Here is a 17,529-nt window from a genome sequence, read left to right as displayed (position 1 = left end):
CCCCCATGAATGCCTAGGCGGCTTCGTCGCCGGACTCCCATTGCTCGAGCAGGATGGCGATGTTGGCCGCCGTGCGCCCGATGTGCTGGGCCAGCAGTTCGCCCGCGCGCGCCTCGTCGCGGTCCAGGGTGGCGCGCAGGATGGCCTCGTGTTCGTCGGGAATGTCGCGGTCCAGCGGACGCTCGCGCAGGAAGATGCGGCGGTAGCGGTCGGAGAACGCCAGCAGCTTCTCGCAGAACTGGGCCAGCACGGGCATCTGGCCGCCGCCGATCAGCATCAGGTGGAACTCGCGGTGGCGGATCTCCCATTCGGCAAGCGCCTCGGGATCGGAAGCGGCCCGCTTCTCGACCTGCTGCAGGCGGTGGTGCGCCGCCAGCACCGCGACCTCCCAGTCTTCGCCGCCCTGCTGCATGGAAATCCGCAGCGCGTGCGGCTCCAGCATGGTGCGCAGCTCGGTGATTTCCTGGTGGTTGCGCACGGACACCGGCGCGGCCTGGTAGCCGCGCTGGTCCTGCGCGATCACCAGCCCCTCGGCCGCCAGCCGCGACAAGGCCTCGCGCAGCGGACTCAGGCTGACATGGAACTGCTGGCTGAGCTGGTTCAGCCGCAATTGCTGGCCCGGGCGGAAGGTGCCGTTCAGCAGTTCGTCGCGCAGCGACTGGGTCAATTGGGAGGTCAGGGATGTGCTCATGGACCGGTGTCAGCCATAAAATCGATATTGACTGTAAAATCGATTTAAATAAATATAAACGAAAATCGACAACCAGGAGGATTTTCCCATGCTGCCCAAACGTATCGACCGTGCCGCCGTCGACGCCCGCATCGGCCCCTACGCCGACACCGAACAGAGCCTGGACGAGCGCGCCGCCATCTACCAGGAACTGATCGGCTTCGTTCCGCCCCGCATCGAGGCCCGCTTGGCCGTGACCGGCGCGCTCGATCCCAAGCTGGTGGACCTGCAGGAGCAGATGCGCGAGCACGCGATGTACCCGAAGTGCTTCGACGTGAAAACCGCGCAGCTGATGCTGTTCGGCATGCTGCTGATGGACCTGAGCGACGCCGCCGTCCTGCATGGCATCGCCGCGCGCCGCGCCGGCGCGACCTGGGAGGAAATGCAGGCGGTCGTCAGCCTGTGCTTCCTGTTCCGGGGGCTCTCGGCCGCCAACCGCGGCGCCGAGCTGCTGGCCAACATCGCCGACCACGAAACCAAGAAGGAATCCCAGGGCTGATACAGCCGGCCGGCCTCGGCGACCCGGCCTTTTCATCCACACAATCGCCGCGTGGCATCGCCACAGACAATAACCAGGAGACAACATGACTTCCTTCTTCCGCCCCACCCGGCGGGCCGGCGTGCTCGCGCTGGCCGCCGCCTTCGGCTGGCCGCTGGCCGCCGCCGCGCAGGACTATCCCACCCGGCCGGTCCAGCTCATCGTCCCGTTCGCACCCGGCGGCGCCATCGACCAGATGGCCCGCGCGGTGGGTTCGGCGCTCAGCCGCGAACTCGGCCAGCCCGTCGTGATCGAGAACAAACCCGGCGCCGGCGGCAACATCGGCGCCGAGCAGGTGGCCCGCGCGGCCCCCACCGGCTATGTCCTGCTGGTCGGCACCTCGGCCACGCACGGCGTCAATCCCTCGCTGTACGCCAAGATGCCCTATGACGCGGTCAAGGACTTCATCCCGGTGGCCCATTGGGGTTCGGTGCCGAACGTGCTGGCGGTCAACGCCACGTCCAGCATCCGGTCGGTCGAGGACCTGGTCGCGCAGGCCAAGCGCGAGCCCGGCAAGCTGACCTACGGCTCCGCCGGCAACGGCACCTCGCTGCACCTGGCGGGGGAACTGTTCAAGCAGGCCGCGAAAGTCGATCTGGTGCACGTGCCCTACCGGGGCGGCGCCCCGGCCTCGCTCGATCTCCTGGCCGGCAACATCACCATGATGTTCGACACGGTGGCGGTCTCGCTGCCCAACCTGCGCGCGGGCAAGACGCGCGCGCTGGCGGTCGCGGCGCCCGCGCGCCACTTCGCCCTGCCCGACGTGCCGACCTTCGCCGAGAAAGGCTATCCCTCGGTGGTGTCGGCCACCTGGGCCGGCGTGTTCGCGCCGGCGGGTACGCCGGCGGCCGTCGTGCAGAAGCTCGAAGATGCCAATCGCCGCGCGCTGGAAGATCCGACGGTGGCCGAGGTCATGCGCAAGACCGGCGTCCAGGTGGCGTTCCGCGGCAGCCGCGATTTCACCACCTACGTGGCGAGCGAGATCGCGCTGTGGGGAAACATCATCCGGAGCAACAACATCCGCGCGGATTGACGCCCCGCGCGCGCAGGCCCCGTCCAGGCGGGGCCTGCGCGCGTCCCCTCGAACCACCGCAAGCACGAAACGTGGCACCATTACGACCGCCCTGCCCGTACCTTCTCGTCGAGCGGTGAAATCCATGCCACACATTCCAGAAAAAAAGCCTGAATCGCTAGGCCAGGCCGCCTATCGGCAATTGCAGGAAGCCATCGAGACCGGCGTTCTCAAGCCGGGCGACCGCGTCAGCGTGAACGCCCTGGCCGACCGGCTCGCCATCAGCCGCACGCCGGTGCGCGAAGCCATCGCCTGGCTCGAGACCGACGGCCTGATCGTGCACCAGCCCTATCTGGGCCGCGTGATCGCCGAACTCGACCATCAGATGGTGAACGAGCTCTATGCGCTGCGCTTCGTGATCGAACCGGCGGCGGTCGGCATGGCGGCCAAGAATGCGACCGATGCCGAGATCGACGTCCTGCGCGAGATGCTCGAGTTCGAACGCTCGGTCCTGAACGAGCCCATCGAGCGCGAGCGCCACAATCGGCGCTTCCACAACGCCCTGTACCGCACCGCGCACAACCGCTACGTGATCAGCACGCTGCGCGCCCTGCAGACGCCCATGATCCTGCTGGGACCGGCCACGGCCACCAACCCCAAGCGCCTGCAGGACGCCTATGCCGAACATGCCGAGCTGGTCGAGTGCATTGCCGCGCATGACGCCGACGGCGCCCGCGCGGCCATGGTCCGGCACCTGACCGGCGGGCAGCGTGCCCGCGTCAGCTACCTGCTCAACCGGCAGTCCGACTAGGGCCGCCGGCGTTCAGCCGCCCACGACGATACCCAGCTTGTCGATCAAGCGGGTCCATTGCTCCAGCTCGGCGCGAATGAAAGTCCCGAACTCGGCCGGCGTCGTCAGCGAGGGCTCGGCGCCATGCTCCATCATCTGCTTGACGATCTCGGGCTCGCGCAGCGCGGCATTCACGTCCTTGTTCAGCTTGTCGACCACCGCGGCGGGCGTGCCCACCGGGGCCAGCAGGCCGAACCAGCCCACCGCCGCGTAACCCGGCACCCCCGCCTCGGCCACCGTGGGCAGGTTGGGCAGGGCCTTGGAGCGTTCAGCGCTCGTCACGGCAAGCGCTTTCAGGCGGCCCGTGTCGACATAGCCCATCACCGTCTGCGCCGGCGCGAACATCAGGTTCAGCGTCCCGCCCAGGAGGTCGGTCACGGCCTGGCCCGTCCCCTTGTAGGGCACGTGCATCATCTCGATGCCCGCCACTTCCTTGAACAGTTCCACGGACAGATGCGAGGCCGCGCCTATGCCCGACGAACCGAAGGTCAGCTTGCCGGGTTCGGCCTTGGCCCTGGCCACCAGCTCCTTGATGCTGTTGATGCCCAGCCGGGGGTTGACCACCACCACGTAGGCGGAGGCCGACACCAGCGAGATGGGCGCGAACTGCCCGACGTTCTTCTTGTCGAGCGAGGCGGTCGAACTCATCATCAGCGTGTAGCCGTCGGCCGGCGCCCGCGCCACGAAGTTGGCCCCGATGTGTCCGCTGGCACCCGGCCGGTTGTCCACGATCACCTGGGTCTTCCAGACCTTGGTCAAGTGGGCGCCCAGTATGCGTGCCAGGGTATCGGCGCCGCCGCCGGGCGGGAACGGCACCACGATGGTCACCGGCCGCGACGGAAAGGCCTGCGCCTGGGCCGGGGCGGGCAGCACCGCGACCAGCGGCAGCAAGGCCGCCGCCGCGCAGGCCGTGCGGCGCGCCGTATCGATTGCACATTTCATGATCCATCTCCTCCAATGAAAACAGTCGCCAGGCGTTGTTATTGATCGTTCCCGGCGGGGTTCAGCGCGCCGCGACGATGCGCGTGCGCAAGGCCATGGCGGGTTCCTCGAACGCGCACTCGACCACGTCCCCCGGCTTCAGGAACAACTCGTCGGCATTGGGCTTGCCCACCGCCACGCCGCCGGGCGCGCCGGTGGAAAACATGTCGCCGGGCTTGAGCGGCAGCAGCCTGGAGAAATGCTCGATGATGTCCGGCAGCTTCCAGATCTGATCGGAGGTATTGACGCGCATGCGCGCTTCGCCGTTGACGCGGCAGGTCACCCAGATGTCGTAGGCGTCGCGCACCTCGTCCATCGTGATGAGGTACGGCCCCAGCGGCCCGAAGCCCGGTGCGTTCTTAGCCGTCCAGAAACGCGAGCCCGACGCGACCTCGCGCTTCTGGGTATCGCGGCAGGTCAGGTCGTTCAGGATGGTGATGCCGGCCACGTAGTTGAAGGCGTCCTCGCGGCGCGCGCGATAGGCGGGCTTGCCGATCACGAACACCAGTTCGGGTTCGTAGTCCAGGTGCGGCACATCGACCGGCCGCTCCACCTCGGCATCCTGCCCCACCAGGCAGGCGTTGAGCTTGATGAAACCCGTCGGTTCCTCGGGCAGTTCCTTGATGAGATCGGTGCGCTTGAGTTCTTCGAGATGGGTGCGGTAGTTCTTGCCCACGCACAGGAATTTCTCGGCATCGGGCACGGGCGGCAGCAGCCGGACCGCTTCCAGCGCGTAGGCATGGCGCTCGCGCAGCGCGGCGTCGCCCGAGGCCGCCTCGAGCAGCCGCCGGGCGCGCGCCAGGCCGGCGTCCCCCTCCTCCAGCAACGTACGCATCGAGCGCGGGAAGGCTCCTTCCCCCGGCTCCACGGCGGCCGCGCAGCGGGCCAGGTCGAGCATGCGGTCCTTGCACAGCACCCCGACGCGGGCGGCGGAGGATTCGGCAGGGACGGTAAAGGTGGCGAGTCTCATGCGGGGGCCTCAATCAGCGTATCGAAGTGGGCGATGCTATTCCTGAATTCAGTTAAATTCAACTGAATTCAATTGAATTCAACCATAAAAAACGCCGAGCCTCCTGGAGAGGACTCGGCGTGGCGGGAGGGAACCCGGCGTGTTTAGGGGGGCGTAGCGGCCTAGCCTTCGCGGCTTTCCAGCGTGAACGTGGCGCCGGCGTCCTGGGCCAGGACCTCGGTCAGCCAGGGCATGATTTCCTTCAGGGCCGACTCCAGCACCCACGGCGGATTGACGATGAACATGCCGCTGCCGTACAGGCCTAGGCCGTCGCTCGACGGCTTGCGCACGGTCAGGCTGACGTGCAGCCAGGCGCGCGCGGGCACGCGCGCCAGCCGCCCCGCCAGTTGCTGCGATTCCAGCCGCTGCACCTGCGGATACCAGACCGCGAAGCAGCCGGTAGCGAAACGCTTCAAGCCCTCTTCCAGGCAGTGAAGGACACGGGCGTAGTCGCGCTTGTCCTCGTACGACGGGTCGATCAGCACGATGCCGCGCCGCGTCGGGGGCGGCAGCAGGGCCTTCACGCCGTCGAAGCCGTCGGCGGCATAGATCATGGTGTGGCGCTCGATCTCCCGGCCCAGGTGGCGGCAGTTGCGCCGCAGGACGTCGATCTCGGTGGGGTGCAGCTCGAACAGCCGCAGGCGGTCCCGTTCGCGCAGCGCCTGCGCCGCGATGAAGGGCGACCCGGGATAGTGGCGCAGCAGATCGTCCTCGTTGAAGGCGGCGATCTCGTCCACGTATTCGGCCACGATGCCGGGCAGGTCGTCGCGCGTCCACAGGCGTGCGATGCCGGTCTCGAACTCGGCGTTCTTGCCCGCCCAGTCGCCTTCCAGCGCGTAGATCCCGGCGCCCGCGTGGGTGTCGATGTACCAGTACGGCGCGTCTTTCTGGGCGAAATAGCGCAGCAGCTGCACGAGGACGAGGTGTTTGAGCACGTCGGCATGGTTGCCGGCGTGGAAGGCATGGCGATAGCTGAACATGGACTTTCCAGAAGAGCGCCCATTGTAGGCGCCCGGCGTGAAGGACGCCCACGCGGCGTTACATGTGCCACGCATCCCTTGCAATCGTGACGGCTTGCACCGGGATCCGCGTGAAACCGGCCTGCGCTGGCATCACGCCTTACAAATGCACACAGCCTGCTTTGACACCCGAGCGGCCGCCCTCGTATGTTGAAAGCATCGGCCACCTCCACCCGCTGGAACGGCCGCTTTCAAGGAGAGATCGATGAGGACACGCAACCTGATGATCGCCGCCATGATTGCAGCCTTCTCAGCCGCCACGCCCCTGGCCATGGCTCAGAGCGACGGCCAGAGCACCAAGGAGTCGGCCAGCAGCTTCGCCGGCGACACGGTGATCACCACCAAGGTCAAGGCCGCGCTGCTGAAGGAACAGGCGACGCAGTCGCTCAGCATCAAGGTCAAGACGGTCAAGGGCGTCGTGCAGTTGTCCGGCTCGGCGGACGACTCCGCGCAGATCGATTCGGCCGTGCGGGTGGCGCGCGGCATCGACGGCGTCCAGGACGTCAGGAACGACATCCAGCTCAAGAAGACGGGCGACCGCTGATCGGTGCTCCACGGGCGGCGCCGTCGACCGCCGCCCGGCTCCAGGCGGAAAGCCCCGAACAGCCCGCCCGAAGTCCTGCCATACCTCGCTTTTCATTTTGATGAACCGCCCCTAATATGCGCCTGGGGGGACAGGCCGTAGACGGGGCCGGATCGGCACGCGCCAAGCCGCAGCGGCGGCGCGCGCCGCAACGGGCGCTGCGCATGGCTTCCCACTATCGTCCACGCACCTGGAAGCCACCATGCTAGAGCGCCTATTCAAACTCCACGAACACGGCACCAATGCTCGCACCGAGCTGCTGGCGGGAATCACCACGTTCCTGACCATGTCCTACATCATCTTCGTCAACCCGCAGATCCTGTCCACCACCGGCATGGACAAGGGCGCCGTCTTCGCCGCCACCTGCATCGCGGCGGCGATCGGCTCGCTGATGATGGCCTTCGTCGCCAACTACCCCATCGGCATGGCGCCCGGCATGGGGCTGAACGCGTTCTTCGCATTCACCGTCGTGGCCACGCTGGGCTTTACCTGGCAGCAGGCGCTGGGCGCGGTCTTCATCTCGGGCGTCATCTTCATCGTGCTGACCGTCACGGGCGTGCGAAGCTGGCTGATCGCGGGCATCGCGCCTTCCCTGCGCAGCGCCATCGCGGCCGGTATCGGCCTGTTCCTGGCCATCATCGCGCTCAGCAGCTCGGGCATCGTGGTCGCCAGTCCGGCCACGCTGATTACCATGGGCGACCTGCACAAGCCCGCCCCGCTCCTGGCGATACTCGGCTTCTTCATCATCGCCGTGCTGGACGCGCTGAAGGTCCGCGGCGCCATCCTGCTGGGCATCCTGATCATCACCGTGCTCAGCATGGTGCTGGGCATCAACGAATTCCACGGCGTGTTCTCGACGCCCCCCAGCCTGGCGCCCACCTTCCTGCAACTGGACATCCTGGGCGCGCTGCACATGGGCTTCGTGCACGTGGTGCTGGTGTTCGTGCTGGTCGAGGTGTTCGACGCCACCGGCACGCTGATGGGCGTGGCCAAGCGCGCCGGCCTGCTGGCCGAGGGCAAGAACCGCATCGGCCGCGCCCTGCTGGCCGACAGCACCGCCATCACCGCGGGCTCGCTGCTGGGCACCAGCAGCACCACGGCCTACGTCGAAAGCGCCTCGGGCGTCCAGGCCGGCGGCCGTACCGGCCTGACGGCCCTGGTGGTCGGCGCGCTGTTCCTGGCCGCGCTGTTCATCTCGCCGCTGGCCGGCTCGGTGCCCGCCTACGCCACCGCGCCCGCGCTGCTGTACGTGGCCGGCCTGATGATGCGCGAGCTGATCGACGTCAAGTGGGACGACATCACCGAAGCCATCCCGGCCGCGCTGACCGCGCTGGCCATGCCCTTCACGTACTCGATCGCCACCGGCCTCGCGTTCGGCTTCATCAGCTACGTCGTGCTCAAGGCTTGCACCGGCCGCGTCCGTGAAATTCATCCCGCGGCCTGGCTGATCGCCATCCTGTTCCTGATCCGCTTCGCCTTCTTCGCGGCCTGATCCGCGAACGGGAGCGGGAGCCTAATCCTCGTCGACGAACAAGGTGCAGGCTCCCTCCTCGGCCGCGCTGGCCGCCCGCCGCATGTGACCGAACAGGTCGCGTCCCACGCCGCGGCGATGCGGCCGCAGGTCGGGCACGGCCTGGGCCGGGCGGGCCGCCAGGTCCGCCAGTACCTCCAGCACGCCGCGCCCCGCATCCAGCCGCACCCGGTCTCCGGTCCGCACCCTGCCGATGGCACCGCCCTTCAAGGCTTCCGGCGTGACATGGATGGCCGCCGGCACCTTGCCCGAAGCCCCCGACATGCGGCCGTCGGTCACCAGCGCAACCTGGAACCCTCTTCCCTGCAACACGGACAGCGTGGGCGTGAGCTTGTGCAGTTCGGGCATGCCGTTGGCGGCCGGCCCCTGCCAGCGCACGACCGCGACGAAATCCCGCTCCAGCTCGCCACGTTGGAAAGCGGCCAGCACCTCGTCCTGGTCGTCGAACACGATGGCGGGCGCTTCCACCACCTGGTGCTCGGGCGCCACCGCCGAGATCTTGATGATGGAACGGCCCAGGTTGCCTTCCAGCACGCGCAGCCCGCCGTTGGGCGAGAACGGACGGTCCAGCGGACGCACGATGGTCTCGTCGCCCGGAACCTCGGCGCCGTCCCGCCAGGCCAGCCGGCCGTCCTGCAGATAGGGCTCGCGGCAATAGGCCTCTAGCCCCTTGCCCATGATGGTGGTGACGTCGTCGTGCAGCAGCCCTCCCATCCGCAGTTGGCGAATGACGAATTGCAGGCCGCCCGCGGCATGGAATCCGTTCACGTCGGCCTTGCCGTTCGGGTAGACGCGCGCCAGCAGCGGCACCACCTCGGACAAGGCATGGAAGTCGTCCCAGTTCAGCACGATGCCGGCGGCCCGCGCCATCGCCACCAGGTGCAGGGTGTGGTTGGTCGAACCGCCGGTGGCCATCAGCCCGACGATACCGTTGACGAAGGCCTTCTCGTCCAGGACGTCGCACAGCGGCGTGTACCGCCCGCCGCCGTGCCACAGCGACACGGCATGCCTGGCCGCCTCGCGGGTCAGGGCCTCGCGCATCGGAGTGTGGGGATTGACGAAGGAGGTTCCGGGCAGGTGCAGGCCCATGAACTCCATCAGCATCTGGTTCGAATTGGCGGTGCCGTAGAAGGTACAGGTGCCCGGCCCATGGTAGGCCAGGCTCTCGGCCTCCAGCAATTGCGCGCGGCCGACCTTGCCTTCGGCATACAACTGGCGGATCCTGGCCTTCTCGTCGTTGCCCACGCCAGTGGTCATGGGCCCGGCCGGGATGAACACGGCCGGCAGGTGGCCGAAGGACAGCGCGCCGATGACCAGGCCCGGGACGATCTTGTCGCACACGCCCAGGTACACCCCCGCGTCGAACATCTGGTGCGACAGGGCCACGGCCGTGGCCATCGCGATGACGTCGCGCGAGAACAGCGACAGCTCCATGCCCGCCTGGCCCTGGGTGACGCCGTCGCACATGGCCGGCACGCCGCCGGCGAACTGCGCCGTGGCGCCGGCCGCCAGCGCGGCTTCCTTGATCCAGGCGGGAAATTCGGCCAGGGGCTGGTGGGCCGACAACATGTCGTTGTAGGCCGACACGATGGCCACGTTGGGCTGCTCCTGCACCTTGAGCATGAGCTTCGCGCGATCGGGCATGGCCGCGAAACCGTGCGCCAGGTTGGTACACGACAGTTGGCTGCGCTCGACCTTCGTGCCGGCCCGCGCGCGGGTTTCCTCCAGCCACCGCGCGCGGCGGTCCCCGCCGCGCGCGATGATGCGGTCGGTGACTTCCTGTAAGACGGGATGCAAGGGCATGGCGGTCGACCTCCGGGATACTTGCGCGCGGCGGGCGCGCCCGCAAGTATCGGGCCCGCTAGCCTTCCAGCGACTTCAAGCGGCGCAACTGGGGAAACAATACCATCCACAGCAGGGCCACCGCGACCGTGCCCGCGCCGCCGATCAGCACCGCCGGCACCACGCCGAACAGCGCGGCCGTCACGCCCGACTCGAACTCGCCCAGTTGATTGGAGGTGCCGACGAACAGGGAGTTCACCGCGCTGACGCGGCCCAGCATTTCCGGCGGCGTCTGCAGCTGGACCAGGGTGAAGCGGATCACGACGCTGACCACGTCGGACGCCCCCAGCACGAACAGCGCCGCCATGGAGACGGCCAGATGCGTGGACAGGCCGAACACGACCGTGGCCAGCCCGAAGACCACCAGCGACGAGAACAGGATGCGGCCGACGTGGCGATGGATGGGGTGATGGGCCAGGAAGACCGACATGGCCAGCGCGCCCACGGCGGGCGCCGTGCGCAGCAGCCCCAGCCCCCATGGCCCGGTGTGCAGGATGTCGCGCGCGTAGATGGGCAGCAGCGCGGTGGCGCCGCCCAGCAGGACCGCGAACAGGTCCAGCGACAGCGTTCCCAGGATGACCGGGCGGCTGCGGATGAAAGCGATGCCCGAGAACACGGATTTGAGCGTGACCGGCTCGCGGGTGGACGCGGTGCGTTCCGCCCGTATCAGCGCCACCAGCCCGCCGCCGACGAAGAAGAACACGCAGGCCACCACGTAGGCGACCATGGACCCGAAACCGTACAGCAGCCCACCCATCGCGGGCCCGAGGATCTGCGCGGTCTGGGTGGCGGAGGTGGACCAGGCCGCCGCCTGGGGAATGAGGCTGCGCGGCACCACGCCCTGCACCAGGGCCGCCATCGTGGGCGATTCGAAGGCGCGCGCGGCGCCGCCCAGCGCCACCAGCCCCAGGATGGCGTCGCGCGTGAGCCAGCCCTCCCAGGTACCGAAGGCCAGGAGGCCCGCCGCGACCGACTCCACCACCATGCAGACGCTGGCGATGGCCCGCCGGTCGTAGCGGTCCGCCACCTGCCCCACGACGAAGGTCAGCAGCACCATGGGCAGGAACTGCGCCAGCCCGACCAGCCCGAGGTCGAAGGCGCTGCCGGTGATCTCGTAGACCTGCCAGCCCACGGCCACCGACAGCATCTGGAACGACAGGGTCGACATGACCCGGCTGAACCAGAACAGGACGAAGGGCGGGTGGCGCGCGACCGACTGGATGCCGGCGGGATTATCTGCCGAACTCATCACCCATCTCTTGCGCGCGATGGGCGGCGGCCTGCATGGCCCGGACCACGGCCTGGCGGAAATTCGCCTGCGCCAGCACGTCCAGCGCCGCGGCGGTGGTGCCCCCCTTCGAGGTCACGCGCTCGCGCAGCACCGACGGCGGCTCGGAAGATGCCGCGGCCAGGCTGGCGGCACCCGACAGCGTGGCCAGCGCCAGCGCGCGCGACTGCTCGTCGTCCAGCCCCACGGCCTTGCCGCCTTCGATCAGGGCCTCGATGAACAGGAACACATAGGCCGGACCGCTGCCGGACAGCGCGGTCACGCCGTCCAGGTCGGCCTCGCGCGCGACCCAGACGGTGCTGCCGACGGCTTCGAGCACGGCCTGGGCCTGCGCCCGGTCGGCCTCGCCCACGCCGTCGAGCGCGGCCAGTCCGGTTGCGCCCTGCCCGATCAGCGCCGGCGTGTTGGGCATGCAGCGCACCACGCGCGGCCAAGGCCGTGCCTCGGACCCCAGCCAGCGCGCCAGGTCGGCGGCCCGGATGCCGGCGGCGATGCTGATCACCAGGCTGTCCTTGAGCCAGGGCTGGCTGGCCGTCGCGACCTCTTTCATGACCTGCGGCTTGACCGCGTATACCCAGATGGCGCAGCGGGACAGGGCCTCGTCCGGCGCCGCCGCGACCGTGGCCCCGCGCGCCGCCCAGGCCTGCCGGGTGGACTCGTGCGGATCCACGACGTGGATGTTCCCCATGGGGCAGAACTTGCCGGCCAGGCCGGAGATCAGCGCGGCGGCCATGTTGCCGCCGCCGATGAATGCGATGGAAAGCGATTGGGTCATTGAGATTTCCTTGGATAGCGTTGCGGCCGCGCGGTCAGGACGAATAATCCCGGGCGCCGAAGATGGCGGTGCCCACCCGGACGATGGACGCTCCGGCCGCCACCGCGGCCTCCAGGTCGTCCGACATGCCCATGGACAGGGTATCCAGTCCGAAGCCTTCCCTGTTCAGGTCGCGCATGAGCGCCGCCAGGCTGGCGAAGACGGCCTGCTGGCGGCCGGGATCGTGCTGGGGAGCGGGAATGCACATCAGCCCGCGCAGCCGAACGCGCGGCAGCGCGGCGATTTCCCGCGCCAGCCCGAGCGCCTCGGCGGGCGCCACGCCGCTCTTGGTCGGCTGGTCGTCGATGTTGACCTGGATGCACAGCTGGAGGTCGGCCATGCCGGGCGGCCGCAGATCGGACAGGCGCTGGGCGATCTTCAGGCGGTCGACGCTGTGGACCCAGTCGAAATGGGCGGCGACCTGGCGCGCCTTGTTGCTTTGCAGGGGTCCGATGAAATGCCATTCGGTGCCGGCCCGCAGGTCTTCCAGCGCGGCCAGCTTGTCGACGGCCTCCTGGACGTAGCTTTCGCCGAAGGCCCGCTGCCCGGCCCCGTGGGCCTCGCGCACCGCCTGGGCGGGAAAGGTCTTGGACACCGCCAGCAGCGCCACCTCGCCCGGCGCGCGGCCGCAGGCCTGGGCGGCATGGTCGATACGCTGGCGGACGGCGCGTAGGTTGTCGGCGATGGACGACATGGCTTCGGGGGAAAAGCGACGATTATATAGGCCGGCCCACCCTGCCGAACCGCCCGCGCTAGCCCAGCAGCGTGGTCTGCACGAAGATGCCGGCGAACACCGAGAAGCCGAACCAGGTGTTGTGCAGGAAGGCGCGGAAACACGCCGCGCGGTCGCGATGGCGGATCCACCACAGGTGGCGCACGGCGATGGCGGCGGCGCCCGCCAGGCCCGCGGCATAGGCCCACCCGTAGTCCAGTATGGCACCGACCACGCCCAGCAGCGCCAGGGTCGCCGCATAGCACGCGCCCACGGCGGCCACGTCCCACTTGCCGAAGGTGACGGCGGAGGTGCGCAGGCCCAGCTTGAGGTCGTCGGGCCGGTCCACCATGGCGTACTCGGTGTCGTAGGCGATCGCCCAGAAGATGTTGGCGGCCAGCATGATCCAGCCTTCCAGCGGCACGGTCTCGAGCACGGCCGCGTAGGCCATGGGGATGCCGAAGCCGAAGGCGATGCCCAGGTAGGCCTGGGGAATGGCGAAGAAGCGCTTGAACTTGGGATAGGTGACGGACAGGAACACGGCCACCACGGACAGGGCCCAGACCAGGCGGTTCATGGGCAGGATCAGGAGCAGCGCCAGCAGCGTCAGCACCAGCGTCACGCCCAGCGCCTCGCGGCCCGAGATCAGGCCGGACGTCAACACCCTGTCGCGCGTGCGCTCGACGTGCAGATCGACGTCGCGATCGAAATAATCGTTGATGCCGCAGCCGGCCGAACGCATCAGCGCCGTACCCATCACGAACGCGAACACCAGGTACAGCGACGGCTCTCCGTTGCTGGCGGCCCACAGGGCCCACAGCGTGGGCCAGACCAGCAGCAGGATGCCGATCGGCTTGTCCAGGCGCACGAGGCGCATGTACAGGCCCAGGCGGTGGGAAAGAGAGACGGGAAGCGTAGGGTCCATGCCGTTATGGTAACAGCGCCTCTCACAGGATCGGGTGATGCGTGCCCACCCTCCGATTCCTAGAATGCGCGCATGAGAAAACTCCTGCTCGCACCCGCGCTGCTATGCGCAGCCCTCGCCGGCTGCGCCACGACAGACCCGGCGGATACCGCCCGTTCGCCCGAAGCCATCGCGGCGGCCCAGGCCGCCTTCCAACAGATCCAATGGGGCTTTTTGCAGCCTTACATCGGCCACTTGTACGTCAATGACGACGGCGACCAGTTGCGGGTAGCGGCAGAACCGGACAAGAGAGCGCTGGCCATCAGCCTTTACTCGGCCAACCGCCTGGTACATGCCAACTCGGTCCGGCTCCTGGTTCGCACCACGGCGACCCAGGACACCTACCACGTGCTGATCGAAAACTCCGGCATGTTCAGCGACGACGAGGCGACCATCCGCTTCGACCAGAGTGGTCGCATGCAGGTATTGAACGGCTCTCTCAACGATCTGCAATTGACCCTGACCGAGTCTGCGGCGCATTTTTCCTATGCGGCGTCGATCGGCCCGTTCAGCATGACGCCCAAGCCGCTGCGCCGCGACGTCTACACCCTGCCCGACGGCAGCACCGTTCCCGTCAGCCTCGATCCGGGCTCTCCCTACCAGCAGTTGCGCGCCGCCGGACCGTTCGGCATCTGGGAACACAGTGTGGGCCAGACCTTCGTCGGCCGCACCATCCTGCTCAAGGTCGACAAAGACGAGGCAGGCAACCTGGTTTTGGAATACAGCCTGCTCGACGGATCGCGCCCTGGCCGGGAAATCTACCGCCCGCCCTCCAAGACCGACCTCAAGGCTTTTCGCGCACTGAGCCTGCCGAACCGGTCCGGCGACGAGTTCGACAGCAGGCGGCTCGAGCTGACTGCGGACGATCGCCTGATTCACCACTACACGGGCACGGAGAATATTTTCACCTTCAACGGCGACTATCTCAACGTCTACACCAACCGCGGCACTTCCATCCGCATGATGGGACGATCGCAGGATCCAGACGATGACGAGTACTCGACCTGGAACAACATCTACCTTCCCGTGACACGCGAACGCCTGGCCGCGGCCATGGAAAACCGGGAAAAGGACCGGATCGAGCGCGAACGCGCCCGGGAATATGCCCAGCGTCGCGCCGCCGAACGGGCGGCCGAATCACAGGCCACGATGAACGCGATCATGAGCGGCCTGGCCAGCGGCTTCCAACAGGCCAACCAGACCAACATGCGCATGGCGCAGCAATCGCAGGACTTCGAACGCAACCTGAACCAGAAACTGCGGCAGATCGGGCAGCAGAAACAGCAGCGCGAGCGCGAAGCCGCCGAGCGCGCCGACCGGATCATGGCGGCGAACGCCGCGGCGGCGCAGGCCCGCGCGGCCTCCTCCCCGGCGCCCCCCGCCTCGTCCGCGCCGCAACGGACCGCGGCCGCGACGCCGGCGGCAAACCCCCAGGAGGCCCGGCGTCTGCAAGAAGCCCAGCGCAAGCAGGAAGAACAGCGCAAGGCCGAAGAAGCCCGCGCCGCGGAACAGGCCAGGCAGGCCAAGGAAAAACAGCGCGAGGAAGAAACCCGCAGGAAGGCGGAGCTCGCCCGCCAGGAACAGGAGCGCCGGACCCAGGCGCTGCTGGATCATCTCGCCGCCGAGCGGCGCGCCATACGCCTGCAGGCGGCCCAATGCCCCGCCAAGGGGGGACTGCCCTCGGTGATCGGCATCCGGCCCCGCGTGCAGCCCAAGGTCGCCAACTGCATCACGGTGCATTTCGAAGCCCGCTGCCCCGCCGACCGTCCCGGCACGGGAATGACCGGGTCGATCTGGGCCTACAACGGCATGGGCAATTGCACCGAAACCGGCGACCTGCCGCGCAAGCTGGCCTGCGACGTGCGGGAAGCCCTGGTCGAGGTCACGAACGTGACCACCTGCCAATAACAGCGGCGGGGCCCTGCCGGGCCCCGGACACCGCTAGTTCAGCCCGCGCAGCGCGAAACGCTTGAGCTTGCCCGTTTCGGTACGGGGCAAGGCATCGACGAAGCGGATGACGCGCGGGTACTTGTAGGGAGCGATGGTGCGCTTGACGTGCTCCTGGAGAATCTTGGCCAGATCGTCTCCAGGCGCGAAGCCGGGACGCAGCACGACGAAGGCGGTGACGACCTGGCCTCGCTCGTCGTCCGCAACGCCGATCACGCCGCATTCGGCCACGGCCTCGTGCTGGAGCAAGGCGCTTTCGACCTCGGGGCCGGCGATGTTGTAGCCGGCCGAGATGATCATGTCGTCCGTGCGGGCCTGGTAATACAGGTAGCCGTCCTCGTCCATCATGAAGGAATCGCCGGTCAGGTTCCATCCCTGGCGCACGGCGTTGGCCTGGCGATCGTCGGCCAGGTATTTGCAGCCGGTGGGGCCGCGCACGGCCAGGCGGCCGACGGTGCGAGGCGGCAGCGGCTGCATGGATTCGTCGACGATGCAGACCTCGTAGCCGGGCACCACCTTGCCGATGGCGCCCCGGCGCACGTCCTGGCCGGCGCTGGAGATGAAGATGTGGATCATCTCGGTACTGCCGATGCCGTCGGTCATTTCCACGCCGGTGGCCTGCTTCCAGCTCTGGCGCGTGGCGTCGGGCAGGGCCTCGCCGGCCGAGACGGAATGGCGCAGGCTGGAGATGTCGTAGCCCGATGCCAGCGCCGCCATCTGGCGGTAGAAGGTGGGCGCGGTGAAGACGATGGTGGCGCGGGTGGCCTGGATGGTTTCCAGCAGCGAGGCCGGGGTCAGCTTCTCGGACAGCACGGTGGAAGCGCCGGCGCGCAGGGGGAAGCACAGCATGCCGCCCAGGCCGAAGGTGAACGCCAGCGGCGGCGTGCCGCAGAAAATGTCGTCGGGCGTGGCCTGCAATATCGAGCGCGGGAACAGATCGCACATCGCCAGCACATCGCGGTGGAAGTGGATGCAGCCCTTGGGGCTGCCCGTGGTGCCGCTGGTGAAGGCGATCAGGCAGACGTCGTCGCTGGCCGTATCGCAGGCGGGGAAAGGTACGGCCTTGCCACGCGCCAGGGTCTCCAGCGACTCAGGGCCGTCGTCGTTGAAAAAGCGAGCCTGTGCCAACGTGGGGCATTGGGTGGGGCCGGGCCGCATGCAGGCGTCGATCTCGTCGCGCAGGCGCACGTCGCACAGCGCCGCGCTGACCTGCGCCTTGTCGATGACGGGCTTGAGTTCCACCGCGCGCAGCAGCGGCATGGTGGGCACCGCCACCAGACCCGCCTTGATCGTGGCCAAGAGGGCGGTCGCCATGGCCGGATTGTTCGGTCCGCGCAGCAGGACCCGGTTGCCGGGCACCAGGCCCATGTCCTCGACCAGGACGCGCGCCAGGCGGTCCACCCGCTGCTGCAGTTCGAGATAGGTGATGGCAGACGGCTTGCCGTCGGTCACCGTCCAGATGGCCGGACGCTGGCCGTGCCCCGCCGCCACCGCGCCGTCGACCAGCTCGGCCGCGCAGTTCAAGCGGGCGGGATAGCGGACGGCGGGATGATCGAGCAGGAATGCCGGCCAGGCCTCGGGCGGCGGAAGATGATCGCGCGCAAAGGTATCGAGATGCCCCGAGCGTTCCATGAGTGGTCTCCAGCGGTATGCGCGGCCTCGCGGCCGGCAGTGACGGGTCGAAGATTAATTTAACTTAAAATTTTTAA

General features: G+C 68.1%; 16 protein-coding genes. 6 read left to right on the top strand and 10 right to left on the bottom strand.

The genetic code is table 11. The features are described from left to right. Positions 1-13 precede the first annotated feature (13 nt). Entirely contained in the window at positions 14-691 is a 678-nt protein-coding gene (locus EGT29_RS08635; RefSeq protein WP_124688636.1) for a GntR family transcriptional regulator, read from the bottom strand. Positions 692-779: 88 nt separating this feature from the next. Between EGT29_RS08635 and EGT29_RS08630 the strand changes: the two genes are divergently transcribed. From EGT29_RS08630 to EGT29_RS08620, 3 genes are all read left to right on the top strand, one after another. Then, the gene (locus EGT29_RS08630) at positions 780-1,229 is read left to right on the top strand and encodes a carboxymuconolactone decarboxylase family protein (protein ID WP_124688635.1); all 450 of its coding nucleotides are present in this window, start codon (positions 780-782) and stop codon (positions 1,227-1,229) included. A gap of 85 nt (positions 1,230-1,314) precedes the next feature. Next, on the top strand, positions 1,315-2,301 hold the full coding sequence (locus EGT29_RS08625; RefSeq protein WP_124688634.1) for a tripartite tricarboxylate transporter substrate binding protein: 987 nt from the start codon (positions 1,315-1,317) through the stop codon (positions 2,299-2,301). Between the two features lie 124 nt (positions 2,302-2,425). Next, on the top strand, positions 2,426-3,091 hold the full coding sequence (locus EGT29_RS08620; RefSeq protein WP_124688633.1) for a GntR family transcriptional regulator: 666 nt from the start codon (positions 2,426-2,428) through the stop codon (positions 3,089-3,091). A gap of 12 nt (positions 3,092-3,103) precedes the next feature. Here the strand turns inward: EGT29_RS08620 and EGT29_RS08615 are convergent, their stop codons facing one another. The 3 genes from EGT29_RS08615 to EGT29_RS08605 form a co-directional block, all read right to left on the bottom strand. After that, entirely contained in the window at positions 3,104-4,072 is a 969-nt protein-coding gene (locus EGT29_RS08615; RefSeq protein WP_124688632.1) for a tripartite tricarboxylate transporter substrate binding protein, read from the bottom strand. A gap of 61 nt (positions 4,073-4,133) precedes the next feature. Then, positions 4,134-5,081 (bottom strand): fumarylacetoacetate hydrolase family protein, encoded by a 948-nt coding sequence (locus tag EGT29_RS08610; RefSeq protein ID WP_124688631.1) that lies wholly within the window; start codon positions 5,079-5,081, stop codon positions 4,134-4,136. A gap of 161 nt (positions 5,082-5,242) precedes the next feature. After that, entirely contained in the window at positions 5,243-6,100 is an 858-nt protein-coding gene (locus EGT29_RS08605) for a 23S rRNA (adenine(2030)-N(6))-methyltransferase RlmJ (RefSeq protein ID WP_124688630.1), read from the bottom strand. 244 nt (positions 6,101-6,344) lie between these two features. Here EGT29_RS08605 and EGT29_RS08600 point away from each other — a divergent pair, with 244 nt between their 5' ends. Both EGT29_RS08600 and EGT29_RS08595 read left to right on the top strand, forming a co-directional pair. After that, positions 6,345-6,683: a BON domain-containing protein gene (locus EGT29_RS08600; protein ID WP_202865602.1), complete on the top strand. Its 339-nt coding sequence runs from the start codon at positions 6,345-6,347 to the stop codon at positions 6,681-6,683. Between the two features lie 241 nt (positions 6,684-6,924). After that, positions 6,925-8,214: an NCS2 family permease gene (locus EGT29_RS08595; protein ID WP_124688629.1), complete on the top strand. Its 1,290-nt coding sequence runs from the start codon at positions 6,925-6,927 to the stop codon at positions 8,212-8,214. Between the two features lie 21 nt (positions 8,215-8,235). On the opposite strand, the gene edd is transcribed toward EGT29_RS08595, so the two are convergent. From edd to ubiA, 5 genes are read right to left on the bottom strand one after another with little or no spacing between them, the layout of a single operon-like run. Continuing rightward, positions 8,236-10,056, bottom strand: a complete 1,821-nt coding sequence (gene edd, locus EGT29_RS08590) for a phosphogluconate dehydratase (RefSeq protein ID WP_124688628.1) — start codon at positions 10,054-10,056, stop codon at positions 8,236-8,238. A gap of 58 nt (positions 10,057-10,114) precedes the next feature. Then, positions 10,115-11,344 carry an MFS transporter gene (locus EGT29_RS08585; protein ID WP_124688627.1) on the bottom strand — a complete coding sequence of 410 codons (1,230 nt, stop codon included), beginning with the start codon at positions 11,342-11,344 and terminating at the stop codon, positions 10,115-10,117. Then, positions 11,328-12,158, bottom strand: coding sequence for a pyrroline-5-carboxylate reductase (gene proC / locus EGT29_RS08580; RefSeq protein ID WP_124688626.1), 831 nt, complete (start codon positions 12,156-12,158; stop codon positions 11,328-11,330). The genes EGT29_RS08585 and proC overlap by 17 nt, the downstream gene beginning before the upstream one ends. 34 nt (positions 12,159-12,192) lie before the next feature. Further along, positions 12,193-12,891: a YggS family pyridoxal phosphate-dependent enzyme gene (locus EGT29_RS08575; protein WP_124688625.1), complete on the bottom strand. Its 699-nt coding sequence runs from the start codon at positions 12,889-12,891 to the stop codon at positions 12,193-12,195. A gap of 58 nt (positions 12,892-12,949) precedes the next feature. Further along, positions 12,950-13,834, bottom strand: a complete 885-nt coding sequence (ubiA, locus tag EGT29_RS08570) for a 4-hydroxybenzoate octaprenyltransferase (protein ID WP_124688624.1) — start codon at positions 13,832-13,834, stop codon at positions 12,950-12,952. Positions 13,835-13,906: 72 nt separating this feature from the next. On the opposite strand from ubiA, the gene EGT29_RS08565 reads away from it, so the two are divergent. Continuing rightward, a complete protein-coding gene (locus tag EGT29_RS08565) occupies positions 13,907-15,781 on the top strand; it encodes a hypothetical protein (protein WP_124688623.1) in 1,875 nt (624 codons plus the stop codon). 33 nt (positions 15,782-15,814) lie between these two features. On the opposite strand, the gene EGT29_RS08560 is transcribed toward EGT29_RS08565, so the two are convergent. Continuing rightward, positions 15,815-17,452 (bottom strand): AMP-binding protein, encoded by a 1,638-nt coding sequence (locus EGT29_RS08560; RefSeq protein WP_124688622.1) that lies wholly within the window; start codon positions 17,450-17,452, stop codon positions 15,815-15,817. Positions 17,453-17,529: the final 77 nt, after the last annotated feature.

This window comes from Pigmentiphaga sp. H8, assembly GCF_003854895.1.
Taxonomy (GTDB): domain Bacteria; phylum Pseudomonadota; class Gammaproteobacteria; order Burkholderiales; family Burkholderiaceae_B; genus Pigmentiphaga.
Note: the sequence above shows the minus strand (reverse complement) of the source record. Positions and strands in the feature narration are given on the sequence as shown.